General features: G+C 69.4%; 22 protein-coding genes. 11 read left to right on the top strand and 11 right to left on the bottom strand.

Going from position 1 to position 17,351, the window contains the following annotated elements; translation table 11 throughout:
- Positions 1–28: 28 nt before the first annotated feature.
- The 5 genes from VKQ35_RS09685 to ggt form a co-directional block, all read right to left on the bottom strand.
- Positions 29–1,423 carry a TadE/TadG family type IV pilus assembly protein gene (locus VKQ35_RS09685; protein WP_324360960.1) on the bottom strand — a complete coding sequence of 465 codons (1,395 nt, stop codon included), beginning with the start codon at positions 1,421–1,423 and terminating at the stop codon, positions 29–31.
- Between the two features lie 136 nt (positions 1,424–1,559).
- The gene (locus VKQ35_RS09680; RefSeq protein WP_324360958.1) at positions 1,560–2,180 is read right to left on the bottom strand and encodes a carbonic anhydrase; all 621 of its coding nucleotides are present in this window, start codon (positions 2,178–2,180) and stop codon (positions 1,560–1,562) included.
- A 15-nt stretch (positions 2,181–2,195) separates the two neighbouring features.
- Complete coding sequence (gene maiA, locus VKQ35_RS09675) at positions 2,196–2,840, bottom strand: maleylacetoacetate isomerase (RefSeq protein ID WP_324360956.1); 645 nt, start codon at positions 2,838–2,840, stop codon at positions 2,196–2,198.
- Positions 2,840–3,520 (bottom strand): fumarylacetoacetate hydrolase family protein, encoded by a 681-nt coding sequence (locus VKQ35_RS09670; protein ID WP_324360954.1) that lies wholly within the window; start codon positions 3,518–3,520, stop codon positions 2,840–2,842. Before VKQ35_RS09670 ends, maiA begins: the two co-directional genes overlap by 1 nt.
- A 40-nt stretch (positions 3,521–3,560) precedes the next feature.
- Positions 3,561–5,246: a gamma-glutamyltransferase gene (gene ggt / locus VKQ35_RS09665; protein WP_324360952.1), complete on the bottom strand. Its 1,686-nt coding sequence runs from the start codon at positions 5,244–5,246 to the stop codon at positions 3,561–3,563.
- A 130-nt stretch (positions 5,247–5,376) separates the two neighbouring features.
- Between ggt and VKQ35_RS09660 the strand changes: the two genes are divergently transcribed.
- On the top strand, positions 5,377–6,582 hold the full coding sequence (locus VKQ35_RS09660; protein WP_324360950.1) for a CaiB/BaiF CoA-transferase family protein: 1,206 nt from the start codon (positions 5,377–5,379) through the stop codon (positions 6,580–6,582).
- 217 nt (positions 6,583–6,799) lie between these two features.
- On the opposite strand, the gene VKQ35_RS09655 is transcribed toward VKQ35_RS09660, so the two are convergent.
- Positions 6,800–8,221 (bottom strand): HWE histidine kinase domain-containing protein, encoded by a 1,422-nt coding sequence (locus tag VKQ35_RS09655; protein ID WP_324360948.1) that lies wholly within the window; start codon positions 8,219–8,221, stop codon positions 6,800–6,802.
- Between the two features lie 182 nt (positions 8,222–8,403).
- Between VKQ35_RS09655 and VKQ35_RS09650 the strand changes: the two genes are divergently transcribed.
- The 3 genes from VKQ35_RS09650 (at position 8,404) to VKQ35_RS09640 (ending at position 9,411) form a co-directional block, all read left to right on the top strand.
- On the top strand, positions 8,404–8,733 hold the full coding sequence (locus VKQ35_RS09650) for a DUF883 C-terminal domain-containing protein (RefSeq protein WP_324360946.1): 330 nt from the start codon (positions 8,404–8,406) through the stop codon (positions 8,731–8,733).
- Between the two features lie 46 nt (positions 8,734–8,779).
- On the top strand, positions 8,780–9,157 hold the full coding sequence (locus tag VKQ35_RS09645; protein ID WP_324360944.1) for a hypothetical protein: 378 nt from the start codon (positions 8,780–8,782) through the stop codon (positions 9,155–9,157).
- 74 nt (positions 9,158–9,231) lie between these two features.
- Complete coding sequence (locus VKQ35_RS09640) at positions 9,232–9,411, top strand: DUF1328 domain-containing protein (RefSeq protein WP_324360942.1); 180 nt, start codon at positions 9,232–9,234, stop codon at positions 9,409–9,411.
- A gap of 18 nt (positions 9,412–9,429) precedes the next feature.
- Here the strand turns inward: VKQ35_RS09640 and VKQ35_RS09635 are convergent, their stop codons facing one another.
- The 3 genes from VKQ35_RS09635 to VKQ35_RS09625 are packed head-to-tail and all read right to left on the bottom strand — an operon-like array spanning position 9,430 to position 11,496.
- Entirely contained in the window at positions 9,430–10,224 is a 795-nt protein-coding gene (locus VKQ35_RS09635) for a metallophosphoesterase (RefSeq protein ID WP_324360940.1), read from the bottom strand.
- Positions 10,221–11,111 carry a diacylglycerol/lipid kinase family protein gene (locus VKQ35_RS09630; RefSeq protein WP_324360938.1) on the bottom strand — a complete coding sequence of 297 codons (891 nt, stop codon included), beginning with the start codon at positions 11,109–11,111 and terminating at the stop codon, positions 10,221–10,223. The genes VKQ35_RS09635 and VKQ35_RS09630 overlap by 4 nt, the downstream gene beginning before the upstream one ends.
- Before the next feature lie 10 nt (positions 11,112–11,121).
- Positions 11,122–11,496, bottom strand: a complete 375-nt coding sequence (locus VKQ35_RS09625) for a hypothetical protein (RefSeq protein WP_324360936.1) — start codon at positions 11,494–11,496, stop codon at positions 11,122–11,124.
- A gap of 158 nt (positions 11,497–11,654) precedes the next feature.
- On the opposite strand from VKQ35_RS09625, the gene VKQ35_RS09620 reads away from it, so the two are divergent.
- The 4 genes from VKQ35_RS09620 to VKQ35_RS09605 all read left to right on the top strand — a co-directional run bounded on the left by VKQ35_RS09620 (position 11,655) and on the right by VKQ35_RS09605 (position 13,378).
- The gene (locus VKQ35_RS09620; protein ID WP_324361369.1) at positions 11,655–11,996 is read left to right on the top strand and encodes a YMGG-like glycine zipper-containing protein; all 342 of its coding nucleotides are present in this window, start codon (positions 11,655–11,657) and stop codon (positions 11,994–11,996) included.
- A gap of 79 nt (positions 11,997–12,075) precedes the next feature.
- Positions 12,076–12,537 carry an OmpA family protein gene (locus VKQ35_RS09615; protein WP_324360935.1) on the top strand — a complete coding sequence of 154 codons (462 nt, stop codon included), beginning with the start codon at positions 12,076–12,078 and terminating at the stop codon, positions 12,535–12,537.
- 456 nt (positions 12,538–12,993) lie between these two features.
- Positions 12,994–13,197 (top strand): hypothetical protein, encoded by a 204-nt coding sequence (locus VKQ35_RS09610; RefSeq protein ID WP_324360934.1) that lies wholly within the window; start codon positions 12,994–12,996, stop codon positions 13,195–13,197.
- 13 nt (positions 13,198–13,210) lie between these two features.
- A complete protein-coding gene (locus VKQ35_RS09605; RefSeq protein ID WP_324360933.1) occupies positions 13,211–13,378 on the top strand; it encodes a hypothetical protein in 168 nt (55 codons plus the stop codon).
- Between the two features lie 74 nt (positions 13,379–13,452).
- Here VKQ35_RS09605 and VKQ35_RS09600 read toward each other — a convergent pair whose 3' ends face one another.
- On the bottom strand, positions 13,453–13,626 hold the full coding sequence (locus VKQ35_RS09600; RefSeq protein ID WP_324360932.1) for a DUF1328 domain-containing protein: 174 nt from the start codon (positions 13,624–13,626) through the stop codon (positions 13,453–13,455).
- Between the two features lie 79 nt (positions 13,627–13,705).
- Positions 13,706–14,506: a response regulator gene (locus VKQ35_RS09595; RefSeq protein WP_324360931.1), complete on the bottom strand. Its 801-nt coding sequence runs from the start codon at positions 14,504–14,506 to the stop codon at positions 13,706–13,708.
- A gap of 260 nt (positions 14,507–14,766) precedes the next feature.
- On the opposite strand from VKQ35_RS09595, the gene VKQ35_RS09590 reads away from it, so the two are divergent.
- Genes VKQ35_RS09590 through VKQ35_RS09580 form a run of 3 tightly spaced genes read left to right on the top strand, consistent with a single transcriptional unit; the run spans position 14,767 to position 17,340 of the window.
- Positions 14,767–14,955 carry a NepR family anti-sigma factor gene (locus VKQ35_RS09590; protein WP_324361367.1) on the top strand — a complete coding sequence of 63 codons (189 nt, stop codon included), beginning with the start codon at positions 14,767–14,769 and terminating at the stop codon, positions 14,953–14,955.
- On the top strand, positions 14,955–15,560 hold the full coding sequence (locus tag VKQ35_RS09585; protein ID WP_324360930.1) for a sigma-70 family RNA polymerase sigma factor: 606 nt from the start codon (positions 14,955–14,957) through the stop codon (positions 15,558–15,560). The genes VKQ35_RS09590 and VKQ35_RS09585 overlap by 1 nt, the downstream gene beginning before the upstream one ends.
- A 37-nt stretch (positions 15,561–15,597) precedes the next feature.
- Positions 15,598–17,340 carry a sensor histidine kinase gene (locus VKQ35_RS09580; protein ID WP_324360929.1) on the top strand — a complete coding sequence of 581 codons (1,743 nt, stop codon included), beginning with the start codon at positions 15,598–15,600 and terminating at the stop codon, positions 17,338–17,340.
- Positions 17,341–17,351 lie beyond the last annotated feature (11 nt).

The raw sequence follows: 17,351 nt of genomic DNA, 5'->3' as shown, positions 1-17,351 counted from the left end.
CCGCTAAGTCAGGCAAGCCTTGTTCCGCCTAGTGCGAGATCCGCAGCTTGTTGAGGTCCGCCGCGATCGACTGGAAGGCCGCCTGCAACGACGTGCCGTCCGTCGGCACATAGGCGTGCTTGGCGTCGGTGGCGCAGTTGGCGAGGATCGCCTGCGCCTGCGGGTCGGCGCCGCCGTGCAGGAAGGCCACGGTGTAGATCACCACATTGTTCGGCGCGGCCTTCATGGCGTTGCACAGGTTCTGCGCCTGGGTGAAGGAGTCGCCGTTGGGCGAAGCGCAGAGGGACATGTCGGTGGCGTTGCCGGCGCCGTTGTTGGCGGCCGAGGTCGGCCCGGCGATCACGCCCTTGCAGTAGGTGGTGTTGAAGGCGCCATCGGTCATCAGCACCATCGCCTTGATCGTATGCGGCGTGCCGTAGGCGACGGCCTGGCTGGCGGTGGGGAACAAGGGCGCCCAGTTGGGCGAGATCATGTACCAGCCCCAAGCTATGCCGATGTGGCCCGCGGTCGAGCCGGCCGCCGTCAGGGTGGCGATCTCGCTGTGCAGGGTGGTCTTGTTGCTGGTCAGCGGCTGGATGGCCGCGGTGATGCAGTTGTTGTTGCCATCCGTGGGCGGATAGACCCAGCCGACGGTCGCCGTGGCGTAGCTGGCGTCGTCGAAGGCGTGGGCGCCGATCCGCTCGCTCACACAGTTGCTGACATTGAAGGTCGGCTTGGTGCTGCCAGAATCAGGCGTGAATTTCTCCTTGGTGTCGCCGACGGCGTCGGTGAGGGTGCCGACGGTCGCTGCGCCGCGCACGCTGTTGACGAAGCCGCCGGCGTTCACCGAGTTCGAATAGGGCACGATGGCCGCCTTCGAATAGTAGGGTGTCTGGGTGTCGGAGACGACCAGATCGATGAGCTGGTTGGCCGCCGACTGCAGGCTGGTCATCGGCGAGCCCTGCATGGAGCCGGTGTTGTCCAGCACGATCGCCACTTCCAGGTTGTTGCCAGGCCGGGTGACTTCCGAGGTCACCGAGACCGGGTCGTGGTTGAATTCCATCGGCGCAAAGGCGGGCAACGCCACGGCGGCGTTGGCCACGACCTTGGTGTCGCCGCCGGAGGCCACCAGGGCGAAGCTCGATGACTGCAGGGTGGCGCCGGGGATGAGCTGCAGGTTCGCGGTCAGCGCCTTCTGGCCGATCGTATTGACGTCGGCGGAGGTGAAGGCGTTGGAGCGCGCCGCGTAGAGCGTCGCCGCGTCGAGCGCGTCCTGCAGTTTCCCGTGCTGTTCGGTCATCGTGTAGACATCGAAGATGCCGAGCGACATGGGGGCCAGCACCGCGAAGGTGATGGCGAAGGCCACGGCGGTCACGCCGCGCTTGTCGCGGGCGGTCCTGGCCAGGAATTTAAGCAGGCGAGATTGGCTGAAAAGATTTCGCATCTGGTCACCCGAGTCCGAGTTCAACGGGTGGAGGATGACCCCATCAGCGTAAAGGAATCAGTTACGAAGAAGGGTAAATCTTTGATTCAGCAAGGATATGATGAACGGGCGACAACCCTGTTTCCGCCCTTGCGGCTCAGCAACCGTCCAGCGTCGCTAGGTCGTCGAGGCCGCCGACCGTCACGTTAAGGTCTGTGACCAGGCCATTGGAGAGCGAATAGACCCAGCCGTGGACGCAGAGCTGCTGGTCCCTCGCCCAGGCGTCCTGCACGAAGACGTCGGAGGCGACATTGCGCACCTGGCGGATGACGTTGAGCTCGCACAGCCGGTCCAGCCGCGCGCGCTCCTCAGGGATGGCGTCGAGCTCGTGGCGGTGGTCGTGGCAGACCTCGCGGATCGGGTGCAGCCAGTGGTCGACGAGGCCGCGGCGCTTGCCGTCGATGGCCGCGGCGATCCCCCCGCAGCCGTAGTGGCCGACGACCATGATGTGCTTGACCTTGATCACGTCGACCGCGAACTGCAGCACCGACAGATAGTTGGCGTCCTGCGGCGGGGCGAGGTTGGCGACGTTGCGGTGGACGAACAGCTCGCCCGGATCGAGGTCGACGATCTCGTTGGCCGGCACTCTGGAGTCGGAGCAGCCGATCCACAGATACTCCGGCGCCTGCTGACCCTCCAGGCGCTTGAAGAAGCCCGGGTCGGCGGCGGTCTTGCGCGCGGCCCAGGCGCGGTTGTTGGACTTCAGGTCGTCAAGCATCAGGCGCTCTTACTCTTAAGTGGGGACCGCGTCGGGCTGCTGGTTGGGATGGGCGGCCTGGAAGGCCGGGTGGGCGGCGCAACGCTCATTGACCGCGCGGATGGCAGGATAGGGGCTCAGGTCCACCTCGTAGCGGTTGGCCGAATAGACCTGCGGGATCAGGCAGCAGTCGGCGAGGGTCGGCGTCTCGCCGAAGGCGTAGCCCTGGCCGTAGCGCGCCACCATCGGCTCCAGCGCGTCGAAGCCGTCGCGGATCCAGCCCTGGGTCCACTCCAGGATGCCGGCCTGGTCGATGCCCATCTTGTTGAGCTTGCGTCCGACCCGGGTGTTGTTCAGCGGGTGGATGTCGCAGGCGATGATCAGCGCCATGGCGCGCACCGCCTGGCGCTCCAGCGAGGTCGCCGGCAGCAGCGGCGGATCGGGATATTCCTCCTCCAGCCATTCCAGGATCGACAGGCTCTGGGTCAGCACCCGGCCGCCGCCGAGGTCCAGCGCGGGGGTCAGCTTCTGGCGGTTCACCGCCTCGTACTCTGGGCTGCGCTGGTCGCCCTTAATCAGGTCCAGGGCCGAATAGTCGAACGGCACGCCCTTCAGCTGCAGGCCGATGCGGACCCGGTAGGGCGCTGTCGCCCGCCAGGCCGAATAGAGGGTGAAGCTCATCAGACCACCTTGAAGCTGAGCGCACCCACGCCCTCGATCGCGCCGGTGACCGTGTCGCCGCGCGCCAGCGGGCCGACGCCCTCGGGCGTTCCGGTGTAGATCAGGTCGCCGGGCTTGAGCGTCCAGAGCTTGGAAGCCTCGGCGACGATCTCGTCGACCGCCCAGATCATGTCGGCGACGGTGGCGTCCTGCCGGGCTTCGCCGTTGACCGAGAGCGAGATGCGGCCCTGCGGCGCGGGACCGGTCCAGGGTTTGATGGCGCTGATCGGCGCCGACTCGTCGAAGCCCTTGGACGCGTCCCAGGGCTGGCCCTTGTCCTTGGCCGCGTTCTGCAGGTCTCGCCTGGTCATGTCGACGCCGACCGCATAGCCGAACACCAGGTCCAGGGCCTTGGCGACCGGCACGTCCTTGCCGCCGCCCTTCAAGGCCACCACCAGTTCGATCTCGTGATGCAGGTTCGACGTCTTCGGCGGATAGGCGGCGTCCTGGCCCGGCGGGACAATCGCGTCGGCGGGCTTGGCGAAGAAGAACGGCGGATCGCGGTCGTCGCCGCCCATCTCGCGCCGGTGGGCGGCGTAGTTGCGGCCCACGCAGAGGATGCGGCGTACCGGGAAAACCTCCGCGCGGCCCTCGATGGGCACGGTCACGGTCGGGGGCGGATCGAAGAGATAGGCGGTCATGGCGCCCGCTTACGCCTCAGCCCGGCTTAAGTGAACCCTTTCAGCGCACGACCAGGGAGACGCCGCGCGCGCGGGGGTCGGACGCCGGCTGCGGCGCCCCGCCTGTGACCTGGATCGCCGCCATGTCGCCGTTGAAGCCCTGGCCCTCGATCTTGTAGCCGCGCGCCTTCATCGCCGCCTCCAGCGGGGCCGGGAGCGGCGCGTAGGGCTCGGTGAAGATGGTGTTCTCCGGCAGGAGCTGGTGGTGGAAGCGCAGCGCGGCCATGGCCTTGGGGAGCGGCAGGCCGAAGTCGTAGACATCGGCCAGCACCTGGAAGACCGAGGTGAAGATCCGCGAGCCGCCCGGCGTGCCGATCACCATGGCCAGCTTGCCGTCCTTGGTCAGTATGGTTGGCGTCATCGACGACAGCGGCCGCTTGAAGGGGGCGATGGCGTTGGCGTCGCCGCCGACCACGCCGTAGAGGTTGGGCGCGCCAGGCTTGACCGAGAAATCGTCCATCTCGTCGTTGAGCAGGAAGCCCGCGCCCTCGACGACCACGCCGGCGCCGAAGGACCCGTTCAGGGTGTAGGTGTTGGAGACGGCGTTCCCCCAGCGGTCGACGATGGAAAAGTGCGTCGTCTGCGGCTTTTCGAGGCCGGGCTTCACGGCCTTGGTGGGCGAGGGCCTGACCGGGTCCACCTCGCGGGCGCGCCGGGCGATGTAGGCCGGATCGGTGAGCGCCGCGACCGGCACCTTCCAGAAATCCGGATCGCCGAGATATTCCGCCCGGTCGGCGAACACCCGTTTTTCGATCTCCGAGATCAGGTGCAGATACTGCGGACTGTTGAGCGGGACGCCCTTGAACAACGCCTCGTCGTCGGCCTTCATGGCCAGCATCTGCAGCAGCGCGATGCCGCCCGAACTGGGCGGCGGCGCTGTGATCACGTGGAAGCCCTTCCACTCGCCCTCGATGGGCGCGCGCCAGGCGACCTTGTAGCCGGAGAGGTCGGTGCGGCTGATCAGGCCGTGGGCGGGACCGCGGCTCATCTGGGCGACGATCAGGTCGGCGGTCTGGCCCTCGTAGAAGCCCTTGGCGCCGTCCCTGGCGATCCGCTGCAGGGTGGCGGCGAGTTCGGGCTGCCGGAACGGCTTCCCCGCCGCCATGCCGGCGAAATAGTGGTCGAAGTTGGTGGCGCCGAAGGCCTTGCGGTCCGCGTCGCGCTCCTTGATCTCGCCGGCTGGGACCACAAAGCCGTCGCGGGCGAGGCGGATGGCGGGGCCAAGGTCGCGCGCCCAGGCGAGCTTGCCGAACCTGGCGTGCGCCGCCGCCATTCCGGCCACCGTCCCCGGCGTTCCGGCGGCGAGCGGCCCGACCAGGCTCGCCTGGACGATCGGAGCGCCCTTGGCGTCGAGGTACATGCCGGCGCTGGCCTTGGCCGGCGCCGTCTCGCGGTAGTCGAGGAAGTAGGGCTTGCCGTCGACATAGAGGGTCATGAAGCCGCCGCCGCCGAGGTTGCCGGCTTCCGGATAGGTGACGGCCAGCACGAAGGCGGTCGCGACGGCGGCGTCGACGGCATTGCCGCCGGCCCCGAGGATTTCCTGGGCGGCGAGCGCGCCGTAGCGGTCGGGCGAGGCGACGGCGCCGGCGCTGAGCGCCCGGATGGGCGCCGGCGGCGCGGCGGCGGCAGGGCCGGCGGCGAGCAGGACGGCGGCGCTCAGCGCCCGCAGCAGGTTCCAGGATCGCAAATTCAGCCTCCCCATCGCATTGTCGCCGCGAGATGGACCGTGTGCGCCGCGCTTGACAAGCCCGCGTCGTTGACAAGGCGAGGCTTGGCCGGCTTTGCCTGCCGCTCGGCGCCCACGACCTGGAGTTTCCATGCCTGTCCCCAACCAAGGCCCGCTCTCAGACCTCGTGGTGATCGAGATGGGCTCGCTGATCGCCGGCCCCTTCGCCGGCCAGATCCTCGGCGACTTCGGGGCTGAGGTGATCAAGATCGAGGACCCCAAGGTGGGCGATCCCATGCGCCAGTGGGGCCGCAGCCTGCCCAAGGGCCACTCGCCCTGGTGGCCGGTGATCGGGCGCAACAAGAAATCGGTGGGTCTCGACCTGCGCACCCCGGAGGGGCAGGCGCTGGCCAAGGCGCTGATCGCCCAGGCCGACGTGGTGATCGAAAACTTCCGTCCGGGCGCCATGGAGAAGTGGGGCCTCTCCTACGAGGTCCTCTCGAAGGACAATTCTAAGCTGGTGATGGCCCGCGTTTCGGGCTTCGGCCAGACCGGCCCCTATGCGGAACGCGCCGGCTACGGCCTGATCGGCGAGGCCATGGGCGGCCTGCGCTACGTGACCGGCGAGGCGGACCGCCCGCCGGCGCGGGCCGGCATCTCCATCGGCGACAGCCTGGCGGCCATGCATGCGGTGATGGGGATCACCATGGCGCTGCACGAGCGGGAACGGACCGGCAAGGGCCAGGTGATCGACGCGGCGCTCTACGAGAGCGTGCTGGCGGTTATGGAGAACCTGGTCACCGAGTACGACATCACCGGCTATGTCCGTGAGCGCTCCGGCTCGGTGCTGCCCGGGATCGCGCCGTCGAACGCCTATCCTTGCCAGGGCGGCGAGCTGATCCTGATCGGCGGCAACGGCGACACCGTCTATGCGCGGCTGACCGAGGCCATGGGCCGGCCCGACCTGAAGACCGATCCGAAGTTCGTCGACCACGCCGCGCGCGGCGTGAACCAGCACGAGCTCGACGCCATCATCGCCGATTGGACCTCCGGCTTCACCCTGCCGGACCTGCTCGCGCTGCTGGAGTCCAAGGGCGTACCATCGAGCCGCGTGTTCCGGGCGCCCGACATGCTGCAGGACCCGCAGTACGCGGCGCGCGAGTCCATCGTGACCACGGAGCATCCGGTGTTCGGGCCTATCCGCATGCAGAACGCCTTCCCCAAGCTCTCGCGCACGCCAGGGTCAGTCCGCTGGCCGGGGCCGGCGCTGGGGCAGCATACCGATGAGGTGCTGGGCGAGCGGGCCGGCTGTTCGGCCGAGCGGCTGGCGGAGCTCAGAGGGAAGGGGATCATCTGAGGGAGCGTTCGGTCCGCGACCTATGCCGCGGACCGCACGAGGGAGTTGAGGCTCGCTTGACGCGGGCGAAGTCCGTGGGCCGCCGGTCCGGCCCCTGCGAAGTCCGCAGGCCCCCCTGGCCATCTGTCTATCCCTCGGGCGGCCGGTCGGGGAGGCGGCGCCTTGTCTCAGGCAACGCTTTCCGGGTGCGACCTCTTAGCCTGTCGCCAATCGGGCCTTAGGCGCTTCGGTCGCGCAGCAGCTCGGCGACCGCGGCGGCGACCTGGGTCACGTCGTAGGGCTTGCGGATCACCGGCGCGTCGAAGCCGCCCGGCGCGCCGGCCGCCTCGCCATAGCCGGTGGCGAAGACGAAGGGCACGCCCCGCGCGCTCAGCGCTTCGGCGACCGGCGTCACCGAATGGCCGTTGAGGTTGGCGTCGAGCACGGCCGCGTCGATCGGCTGGTCCAGCAGGCCCATGGCCTCCTCCAGCTCATAGGCGGGCCCGATGACCTGGGCGCCGGCGTCGGAGAGGCCGGTCTCCAGCTCCATGGCCAGCAGCACCGCGTCCTCGACGATCAGCACACGGGCGCCCCTCAGGTTGGTCGGCCCCGACGAGGTGATCACCGTCTCGGCGATGCGCTGCGCGGGCGCCTCGGGCACCGTCTCCGGACGTGGGGCGACGGCGGCGGCGCCGGCCCGCAGCTTCGCCACCACGCCGGCCGGGCGGTAGTCGATGGACGTGCTCCCGTTGAGTTCGCGACCGGTGACCTGCTCCAGCAGGGTCGAGCCGAAGCCGCGGCGGGTCGGCGGCGCGACGGTCGGGCCGCCGCTCTCGGTCCAGGTGAGCTCGAAGCCGCCGTCGGCCAGGCGCACCCAGCGCAGGTTCACCCGGCCGGTCTCCAGCGACAGCGCACCATATTTCACCGCATTGGCGGCCAGTTCGTGCAGGCCGAGCGCGAGCGCATTGGCCGCGCGCGGGGTGAGGAACAGCTCAGGACCCTCCCAGCCGGTCTGGCCCGGCGCCAGGACGCCCAGCTCGGCGGCCGCCAGGTGGTCGATGGCGGCCCCGCGCCAGCGGGCGGCGGTCAGGAGTTCGTTGGCCGAGCCCATGGCCTTCAGCCTGCCGGCGAAGTTCGCGAGGAAGCCCTCGAGCGAGGTGGTCCGCCTGGCCGTCTGCACGGCCAGGGCCTGGACGGTCGCCAGCACGTTCTTCACCCGGTGGTCGAGCTCGGCCATCAGGGTCTGGCGCTGGTCCTCCTCCAGTTTGCGCGCGGTGATGTCCTGGACGATGCCGGTGATGCTGAGCGGCCGCCCGTCCGGGCCGCGCGCCATGACGCCGGCCACCCGCACCCAGACCACCCGGCCGTCGTCCGGCCGCACATGGCGGAACTCGAACTCATAGACCCCGCCGGCCGGTCGCTGGCTGGCCACGCTGGCGCGGAAGTCGGCGAGGTCGTCGGGGTGGATGAAGGGCTCCAACGCCTTCATGTTTTCGGCCGGCATGGCGCCTGCGGGCAGACCGGTGATGGCCGACATGCGCGGGCTGACGACGAACTGGCCCCGGGCGCGGTCCCATTCGAACTCGCCCAGTCCCGCCACCTCAAGTGTGCGCTCGAGCCGGCGGTGCGCCTCGCTATGGCCAAGGTCACCCAACGTCATCCCGCCAACATAGGGTCGCGCGCGCGAGAGCGCGACCACAACCGTGCGGAAGCTTGGCGGAACCGTCGCGGCGCAGCTTTGCGGCGGTCGCTGGAACCGGCTAGGGTAGGCGGCGTTAGCCTTGGACATCCCCATCGTGCGCCCCGGCTGCGCGTCTGGGCCCCACCTTTCGGAGACTTCCCATGCCCGCGAACAGCGTTGACTACGCCGCCGACGAGACCAAGGCAGCGGTCAATTCGGCCGCTGAAGCCGCCACCAAGGCCTCCGCCGACGCCCAGCGTTCCTTCGCCGAAGCCGCCAAGCGTCTTGAGCGCGCGGTGAGCGAAGGGATCGAACAGATTCGCGCCCAGACCCGCGCCTACACCGATACCGCCGGCGAACAGCTCGACCAGGCGCAGCAATACGTTACCGAGCGGGTCAAGGAACGGCCGCTGGCCGCCACCGGCGCCGCGCTCGGCGTGGGCGTGCTGATCGGCCTGTTGCTTGCCGCGGCCTCCTCGTCGCGCCGCTAGCCCCTAAAGCACCTCGGGGGCTGTCATTTTTTCGAAGTTCGTCGGCATGATCGCCGCGCTCGCCGCCATCGCGGCGGCGGCGGCGATTTGCATGGTCGCCCTGGCCTTCGCGATCTACGCGGGGCTGCGCGACGTGATCGGTCCCGCCTGGGCGGCGGCGGCGACGGCCGGGATCGTGGCCCTGATCGCGCTTGTCATCGCGCTCATCGTCACCGCCAAGGCCAAGCCGCCGAAGCCCGCCAAGGGTGAGCCGCCGAGCCTCACCGCCAAACTGATCGACCTCGCCCGCGAACGGCCGGTAATCGCCGCCGGCGCCGCCACGGTCGCCGCCGCCGCCGCCGTCACCCTGGCGCTGAAGAACCCGAAGATCCTGACCGCCATCATCGCGGGCCTGTTCGCCCCGCCGCCACCGCCCAGGAAGTAGGGTTCGGAACACGGCGAAAGTCCGAGCGTTGGTTTGCCAATGGCGCCAATCACGGCGCGGATGGAGAAACCCCAATGCTCGGCTGGGCTTTGACTTTCCTGGTGGTCGCCCTGATCGCCGGCGTTCTCGGCTTCACCACCATCGCGGGCGCCGCGATCGGTATCGCCAAGATCGCCTTCTACGTCTTCCTGGTGCTGTTCGTGGTCTCGCTGATCATGAACTTCGTGCGCGGCGGACGAGGCACGTCGCTCTAGGGCGACGGTCCACGGACCCTAGCCGCGCAAGCGACGGTCCACGGACCAAGTTCGGTAGGGCTCATAGTGCGAGCCCTTCCACCCCAGGGCGGCGATGCGGATCGCCGCCCCTTCTATGTCCACCACATTGAAACTTGGCGGCACGCCGCCGCGCTCGCGGACCGATAGCGTGCCCGCGCCGACAGCATAGGTTTTCCCGTCGCCGAACGGGTAGGGCCAGGTGAACGGCGCATGGATATGGCCGGAAAGGACGAGGTCGACGCCGGCCTGCGCGAAGTCCCGCGCCGCCGCCGGTCCGCCCCAGACGCGGCCGGTCATCGGCCCGCCGATCATCTCGGTCAGCGGGTGGTGGCAGGCGACGATGCGCACGCACTCTGCGTGGGAGTGCTCGAACCAGCTCACCGCGGCGGCCACCTGGCGCTTGGAGATCTGGCCCTTCGACCAGTTGGCGCGCGGTTGCACGCCGCGCGCTGTGTTCAGGCCCCTCACCGCGAAGCCGCCGCCCAGGTGGGTCTGGGCCGGCGCCGGGCCGATCATCTCCTCGTAGCGGCGGAAGGGCGTGAAGATGCGCTCGCCCCAGGCCAGGTAGGGCGCGTCGTGATTGCCCGGCGTCACCAGCTTGGGCGCGCGGATCTTGGCCAGCCAGGCCGCCGCGCTCTTGAACTCGTCGACCTCGCCAAAGCGGGTCAGGTCGCCGCTGACCACCACCAGGTCGAAGCGGCCATCATTGACGAAGCTGAGGGCGCCCGCGACCGCGTCGGCGTTTTCGCCGCCGAAATGGATGTCGGAGAGGTGGGCCAGGCGGACGCTCACGCCTTGGCGTCCTTGGCCATGAGCTCCTTCGGGATCGCCAGGATGCGGGCGAGCTTGGGCTTGTAGCGGACCTCGGCGATGGTCTTCAGCTGCACCGTCTCGCCGTCGAGGATCGCCGGGATGCCGTGCGAGGCCCAGACGTGGGCGACCTGGCAGCGCGAGACCTCGACGCCCGGCGTGTCGCGCCAGTCGCCGGTCACCGCGTGCAGGCCCAGCCGCACCAGGTCGCCGGCCCCGTGCACGTCGAGGGCGGCGGCCTCCAGCGCCATCTCATCGTTCTGCATCGCCTTGGAGGTCAGGGGACAGATGAAGATCAGCGCCTCGGCCTTTTCGCGTGACCCTTCGTCGAGGATATAGCGCAGGCGGCCGTGGAAGGTGCGGCGCATGGCCCGCCGCGCCCGCAGCCACGCGAGGCGCGCCTGGCCGAACCGCGCGGCCTCCCGCGCCGGCGCCCAGAGCGCGGGCGAACCGAAGATGCCGGCCACCAGGAAGCTGTGCCCTTCGACCGTGCCGCCGCCGATCGGCTGCTCGAAGCCGTGCTCGAGGGCGAGCTTCAGCGCCGCCGGCCACGGGCGCACGCCATAGACCGCGTGCGGCAGCATGTTCATGGTCCCGCCGGGCAGGGGCGCGATCAGCGGGCCGCCGGGACCGGCCAGCTCAGCCGCCGCGCGCGCCGTGCCGTCGCCGGCCAGCACGATGAGCAGATCCGGAGCGCGGGCGATCGCCGCGCTCAGACAGGAGAGGATATCGTGCGGCTCCGGCGACCAGACCTGGTGCGTCAGGCCCGCCGCGGTGAGCATGGCCTCGATCTCGGCGGGCGCGGTTTTCCCGACGCTGCCGGACGCCACATTGGCCACAACCTCGACGGTCTTGAGCTTCGCCCCCAAACCTTAGGTCCTAGCTAGAGGAGCCGGTGGCCTTGGCCTTCGCAGCCTGGCCGGCGTCGCGCAAGCTCTGACCGGCCTGGCTGGCGGCCCCGCGCACCTCCGGCTCGGCCTTGTTGACCGCGGCGGTGAGGTTCTGGTCGGCGATGCTGCCGCCCGCGCTGAACGAACCGTTGGCCGCGGCCAGCGCCAGGAGCGCCACCCCGCAGATCGCGGCGACGAAGGTGAGCGTCATGAAGATCGGATGACGCCGGCGGCTGGCGCGCTCGTCGCGGCGGCCGCGCTCATAGGCCTCGCGGACGTCGGCCTGCACCTCCTTGAGATCGAGCGCTTCGGCTCGATTCAGGGCTGAGGTGGGATCATCGGGATTGAGGCGTCCGCCGACCATCGGAAGTGCTCCATGGGTTCGTTGCGGGGACTGAACGGCGGGCGGCGACCGCGGTTCCGTGAGGCCACACCCGCCGCGCTCCCGGCCGTCCCGCAGGAACTGCCCCCGGCGGCGCGGCGTTTGGGGCCGCAGGGGACAAGCAAGGAGAGCTTTTGATGTTGCTCAAACCACTGATCGCCCTCGCTGGCGCCGGCGCGCTGTGCTGCGCCTGCGCTGACGATCCGCACACCACCAACACCGCCCTCGGCGGCGCGGCGCTCGGCGCTGTGGCCGGGGCGGTGATCGGCAACAACGTCGGTGCGCACAATCCCGCCAGCGGCGCCCTGATCGGGGCCGCGGCCGGTGGCCTGCTGGGCGCGGCCAAGGGCTGCGCCGATCAGGGCGGCTGCGGCGCCGTCCACGCCAACCACAAGCAGTACTATGACGAACAGGCCGGGCGGTATTACTACTTCGACTCCGCCACCGGCCGGTATTTCTGGGAAGACGGCAGCCCTCGCTAAGGCCGCCTGAACGAAGAGCTGGCGAGGGCGGTCGGAATGGTCCGGCCGCCTTTGTCATGGGTTGAAGGGGCCTAAGACCATGACCATTCGCCGCAAAACACTCGGCTTCGCAGCTCTCGGTCTGGCGGTGGGGCTGGCCGGTTGCTCGACGATGACCGGCGGCCGCGACCGCGTCGTCAAGGCGGCGCCCCGTTGCTCCGACCAGACGGTGCAGATCTATTTCGAGCAGTTCTCCGCCGAGGTGACCAAGGAAGGCCGCGCGGTGCTGGCCGCCGCCGCGGCTCAGAGCAAGCCCTGCAAGGTCACCAGCGTCGAGGTGCTGGGCCTGGCGGACAATGTGGGCGGCACCCCCGACAGCAATCTCGACCTTTCCAAGAAGCGCGCCCAGGCGGTGACCGCCGCCCTGGCCTCGGTCGGCCTGCCGGCCGGGGAGTTCAAGGTCTCCGCCGTCGGCGAGACCGGTTCGACCACCGCCGACGGGCGCTCCAGGCCGCTGCGCCGCCGCGCGGACATCGTGGTGCACCTGTCGGCGCCGAGCTAAGCCCAGGATCGATACGCAAGAGATCGGGCGGATCCGAAGGTTCGCCCCCTGCACGCGCCAAGAGATCGGGCGGACCCGAAGGTCCGCCATCTGCACGCGCCAAGAGATCGGGCGGACCCGAAGGTCCGCCCGAGTTTGTGCATCATCGAGAAAAGGGGTGCGGAGACGGCAGACTGGCATTCGCCAGTCTCAAGTCGGGGGGGGCGTCGCCGCCTCCGCAGATTGAAGAACCCAATTCCGGGAAAAGCGTTCCGCGCTGGCGCCAACTTTTTTCGAACTTTTTTCGCGGCCGCCGAGGAGGGTCGGAGCGGGCTCGGTAAGATGCTGTTTCCATTTAGATTTGGCGCCAGCTTGGCCCGGATTGGAGATGACGCCTGGAACGGGCGGGACCTGGAAACGTTGTTCAGATCGGCCGGCGACCCCGTCGCTTGGTCGCTCAGAAGGGAGCGTTCCGCCATGCGCTCGGACTACGCGGTCGGCCGAGGTCCGTTGCTGACCAAGACCCCGAACTCTCGACAACAGGCCGGCCGAAGACGCTTCGCCGTCGCAGCCGGCGTCGTGGCGCTGGCGCTGGCCAGCGCGCTGATCGGCGCGCTCACCCAGCCGGCGTCGAGCCCGCGGATCGCCACCGGTCCGTTCAGCTATTTCCCGTCTGAGTAAAAGGAGCCCGCCCGTGGCCAGCCCCGCGAAACCGCAAGACGCCGCCGACCATCACCCGGTCGTCGCTGCGACCCCTGCCCGCCAGGGCCGCCTGGGCCGGCCGGTGTTCTGGGTCCTGGTGATCAGTACGCTGCTGGCGGCGGTCGCGCTGGCGATCGCCTGGGGCTGGCAGGCGATCTGAGCGCAGAGTCAAGGCGCCGGAACGCAAAAGGCCGCCGGATCGCCGGCGGCCTTCTCCGTGGGCGGAAGCCTCGTTCAGACCACCGACTGGCCCCGGAAGGCGCGGACGACGAAGCCCACCACCAGCAGCACCAGGAAGACCACGAAACAGATCTTGGCGATGGTCGCCGCCAGGCCCGCCAGGCTGACGAAGCCCAGGAAGCCCGCGAGGATCGCCAGGACCGCAAACACCAGAGCCCAACCGAGCATGGCTTTTCTCTCCACATGAAAAAGGGCGCCCCAGATGCGGCGCCCTTCTCCAACGGGAAGCTAGATCGGCTGTTCCCCGCTAGGCGGCCTGTTTCGACGCCTTGCGCGGATGGAAGAACAGCGCTTGGCCGATGGCGGCCTTCACCGTCTCCGGCTGGAAGGGCTTGGTGATCAGGAAGGTGGGTTCCGGGCGCTCGCCGGTCAGCAGGCGTTCCGGGAAGGCGGTGATGAAGATCACCGGCACGTTGTAGCGCGCCAGGATGTCCTTCACCGCGTCGATGCCCGAGGAGCCGTCGGCCAGCTGGATGTCGGCCAGCACCAGGCCGGGCGTCTTGCGGGCGACCGCATCGACCGCCTCGGTGCGGGTGGCGGCGATGTCGACCACGGTGTGGCCCAGTTCCTTGACCAGGGCCTCGATGTCGGCGGCGATCACCGGCTCGTCCTCGATGATCAGGACGTCGGTGGCCAGTTCCGCGTCGATCTCTTGCTGCGCCTCGGCGATCAGCTGCTCGACCTCGCCGAAGTCGGCGTCGAGGATCTGAGCGGCTTCCGAGGGCGTGAAGCCTTCGAGGGCGGTGAGCAGGAAAGCCTGGCGCGACCGCGGCGCGATGCGCATCAGCCGGCGCGTCGTATCGTCGGCGCTGGAATAGTCGTCCTGCGGGTTCTCCAGCTGGGCGCCGGAGGAGCACCAGATCGCGTGGAACACGTGATAGAGCGCCACCCGCGGCGTGAGGTTCGCCTCCAGGGTGCGTTCGCCCGCCGCCAGCGCTTCAAGCGCCACGCGGACGTAGTGGTCGCCGGTCGTCTGATCCCCGGTCAGCGCGCGCGCATAGCGGCGGACATAGGGCAAATGCGGAGCAAGACGAGCTAAAAGACTCAAGGGGTGACCCCTCCCTAGATATTGGCGCATCCCAAGCTTTGGACGCACCGACCTCAACCCAGGCCAGGCATTCGGAGGGATTTCCCCCGACCGTGACCCCATCATGGAACAAAAACGCGGCTTGTTGGAACTTGTTCCCAAATCGAGGGGTTTTCAGCATCTTGCACGCGGCGGGATGGAACCCGAAGCGGAGCCGGGCGTTGATGCACGACGAGGATGCTAAGAGGGGGCGGCCGACGCGAAAGCGCAACGCCGACAATATGATCGAAAACATGCCCGAACCGGATCCGCGCAAACCTTCCGCCGCCCTGGACGAGGCGCGCCTGCGCCAGCAGGCGATCGGCGTGCGCCTGCGCCAGATGTTCGACGAAGTGGTCAACGAGGATGTCCCCGACGAGTTCCTGGACATCCTGCGCCGCGCCGACAGCAAGTCCGCGGAGCAGGGATAATGGACGGCGAAAGCACGGCCCGTCCCTCTCGCTCCGGCTCGGACGATGAGGGGTTCAAGCGCGAGCTTGTGCAACTCATCCCCCACCTGCGCGCCTTCGCCCGCACCCTTTGCGGCGATCCGGCCGCGGCCGACGACCTGGCGCAAGACGCCATGATGAAGGCCTGGGATGCGCGCGCCAGTTTCCAGATGGGCACCAACATGAAGGCCTGGACCTTCATGATCCTGCGCAACCAGTTCTATTCGGAGAAGCGGCGCTCCTGGCGCCAGAGCCAGCTGGACCAGGAGGCCGCCGAGCGGACCCTGGTGGCGGTGGACGATCCGGAGGCGCCGGTGGCGCTGGACGAGCTGCGCCAGGGCCTGGCCATGCTGCCGGCCGAACAGCGCGAAGCGCTGATCCTGGTCGGCGCCGGCGGCTTCGCCTACGAGGAGGCGGCCGAGATCTGCGACTGCGCGGTGGGCACGGTGAAGAGCCGGGTCAGCCGGGCGCGGCGCGCGCTGCACGCGATCCTGGAGGACGGGTCCTACGACCGCGACGGCAGGTCGGCGGGAGACGCCATGCGGTCTATCCTGGCGGATGCGGAGCGGCTAAGCACCGTCCGCTAAAGGATGGAATTCGGCGCTCCATGACCGGCCCACTCCTATGACCGGCCCGAACTGGGGCGCGCTCAGCACGATCCGGGTGCGGCTGACCGCAGCCTTGGTCGCCGCCTTGCTGCCGGTCCTGATCCTGGGCGTCGTGCAATCGGCCATCGCCTTCAACCGCGAGCGCGTGGCCCTGCGCCAGAACCTGGGCTTCGCCGCCGAGCGCAGCGCGGCGACCGCACGCAGCCGCATGGAAGGCGCCGGCATCCTGTTGCAGACGCTGGCGCCCGGCGCCATCGGCTACCAGTGCGCCGACCGCCTGGCCGAGGTCGCCCGCCGCATCCCCGGCTACGCCAACCTGGTGCGGTTCGACCGGCGCGGCCGGGTGGCCTGCGCCGCCGGCGACGTGCCCTACGATCCGCAGCGGGTGCTGAAGCCCTGGTTTCAGCGGCTGCAAAGCGGCGACCAGCTGGTGATCACCCGCGACCCAGGCGCGACCTTGGCGAGTCAGCCGTCAGTGCTGGCGGCGGTCCGCGCAGAGTCCGCCGGCCCGGGCGCCGATGCGCCCAAGACCTTCGACGGCGCCTTCGCCGCGGTGATCACCCTGGCCAGCCTGCAGCCCTCGGCGAGCGACCCGACGCTCCCGGCGCACGCCGACGTGGCGCTGGTCGACGCCGGCGGCCACTATATCAGCGAGACCGATGGCAAGGCCTTCCCGGCGCTGCCGGCCGGCTGGCGCGATCAGGTCCGCACCAATGGGGCGATGATCTGGTACGGCGCCGATGCGCGGGGCCAGCGCCGCGTCTATTCGGCCGCGCCGGTGGCCGGCGACGAGGTCTATGTGGTGCTCTCCGCCCAGTCCCCGGGAATCCTGTCCTGGGCGTGGCTGAACCCGCTCTCCGGCATCGCCTTCCCGCTGATAAGCTTCGTCCTGGCGTTGGGCGCGGTGCTCTGGGTCACCGACCGGGTGATGCTGCGCTGGATCGCCTATCTGCAGCGGATCGCCTCGCTCTACGCCCGCGGCCGGTTCTCGGTGCGGCCGATCCAGGCCGAGCAGGCGCCGCCGGAGATTCGCGAACTGGCCGAGACGCTGGAGCAGATGGCCGACGCCATCGTCGGGCGCGACGCGAGCCTGCGCGACAGCCTCGCCCAGAAGGATGCGCTGATGCGCGAGATCCATCACCGGGTGAAGAACAACCTGCAGGTCATCTCCTCGCTGCTGAACATGCAGCAACGGGCGCTCACCGACCCGGCGGCGCGCGCGGCGCTGAGCGACACGCGGCAGCGGATCACCGCGCTGGCGCTGATCTACCGGGCCTCCTATCAGGGACCGGACCTCAACCGCGTGGACCTGCGGCCGTTCCTGGAGGAACTCACCGCCCAGCTGGTGACCGGCGAGATCAGTTCGGGGCCGCCGGTGCGCACAGAGCTCTCGGTCGAGCCCCTGGTAATCGACCCGGACCGCCTGGCGCCCTTGGCGCTGTTCGCGGTCGAGGCGATCACCAACGCCCAGAAGCACGCCTTTGCGGCCCGCGGCGGCATGCTGACCCTGTCGTTCAAGGTGAACGGCGACGAGGCGCAGCTGGAAATCTCCGACGACGGCCAGTGCGGCGAGAACGCCCTGACCTCGTCCGGCGTCGGGCGCGTCCTGATGACCGCCTTCGCGCGCCAGCTTCGCGGCCGCGCCGATCTGGTGCGCAACGCCCAGGGCGGAGTGACCGCGCGGCTGATTTTCCCGACCCCGGCCGCCAGCCTCCCGCAACCCGATGAGACGAGCGCGGGGAACCAAGCGGCAGCATAGGGGTTCTTAGC

Origin of the sequence: Phenylobacterium sp. (assembly GCF_035309685.1) — a bacterium.
Lineage (GTDB): Bacteria > Pseudomonadota > Alphaproteobacteria > Caulobacterales > Caulobacteraceae > Phenylobacterium.
The sequence above is the reverse complement of the archived record's forward strand: the minus strand, read 5'-3'. Positions and strand labels throughout refer to the sequence as shown.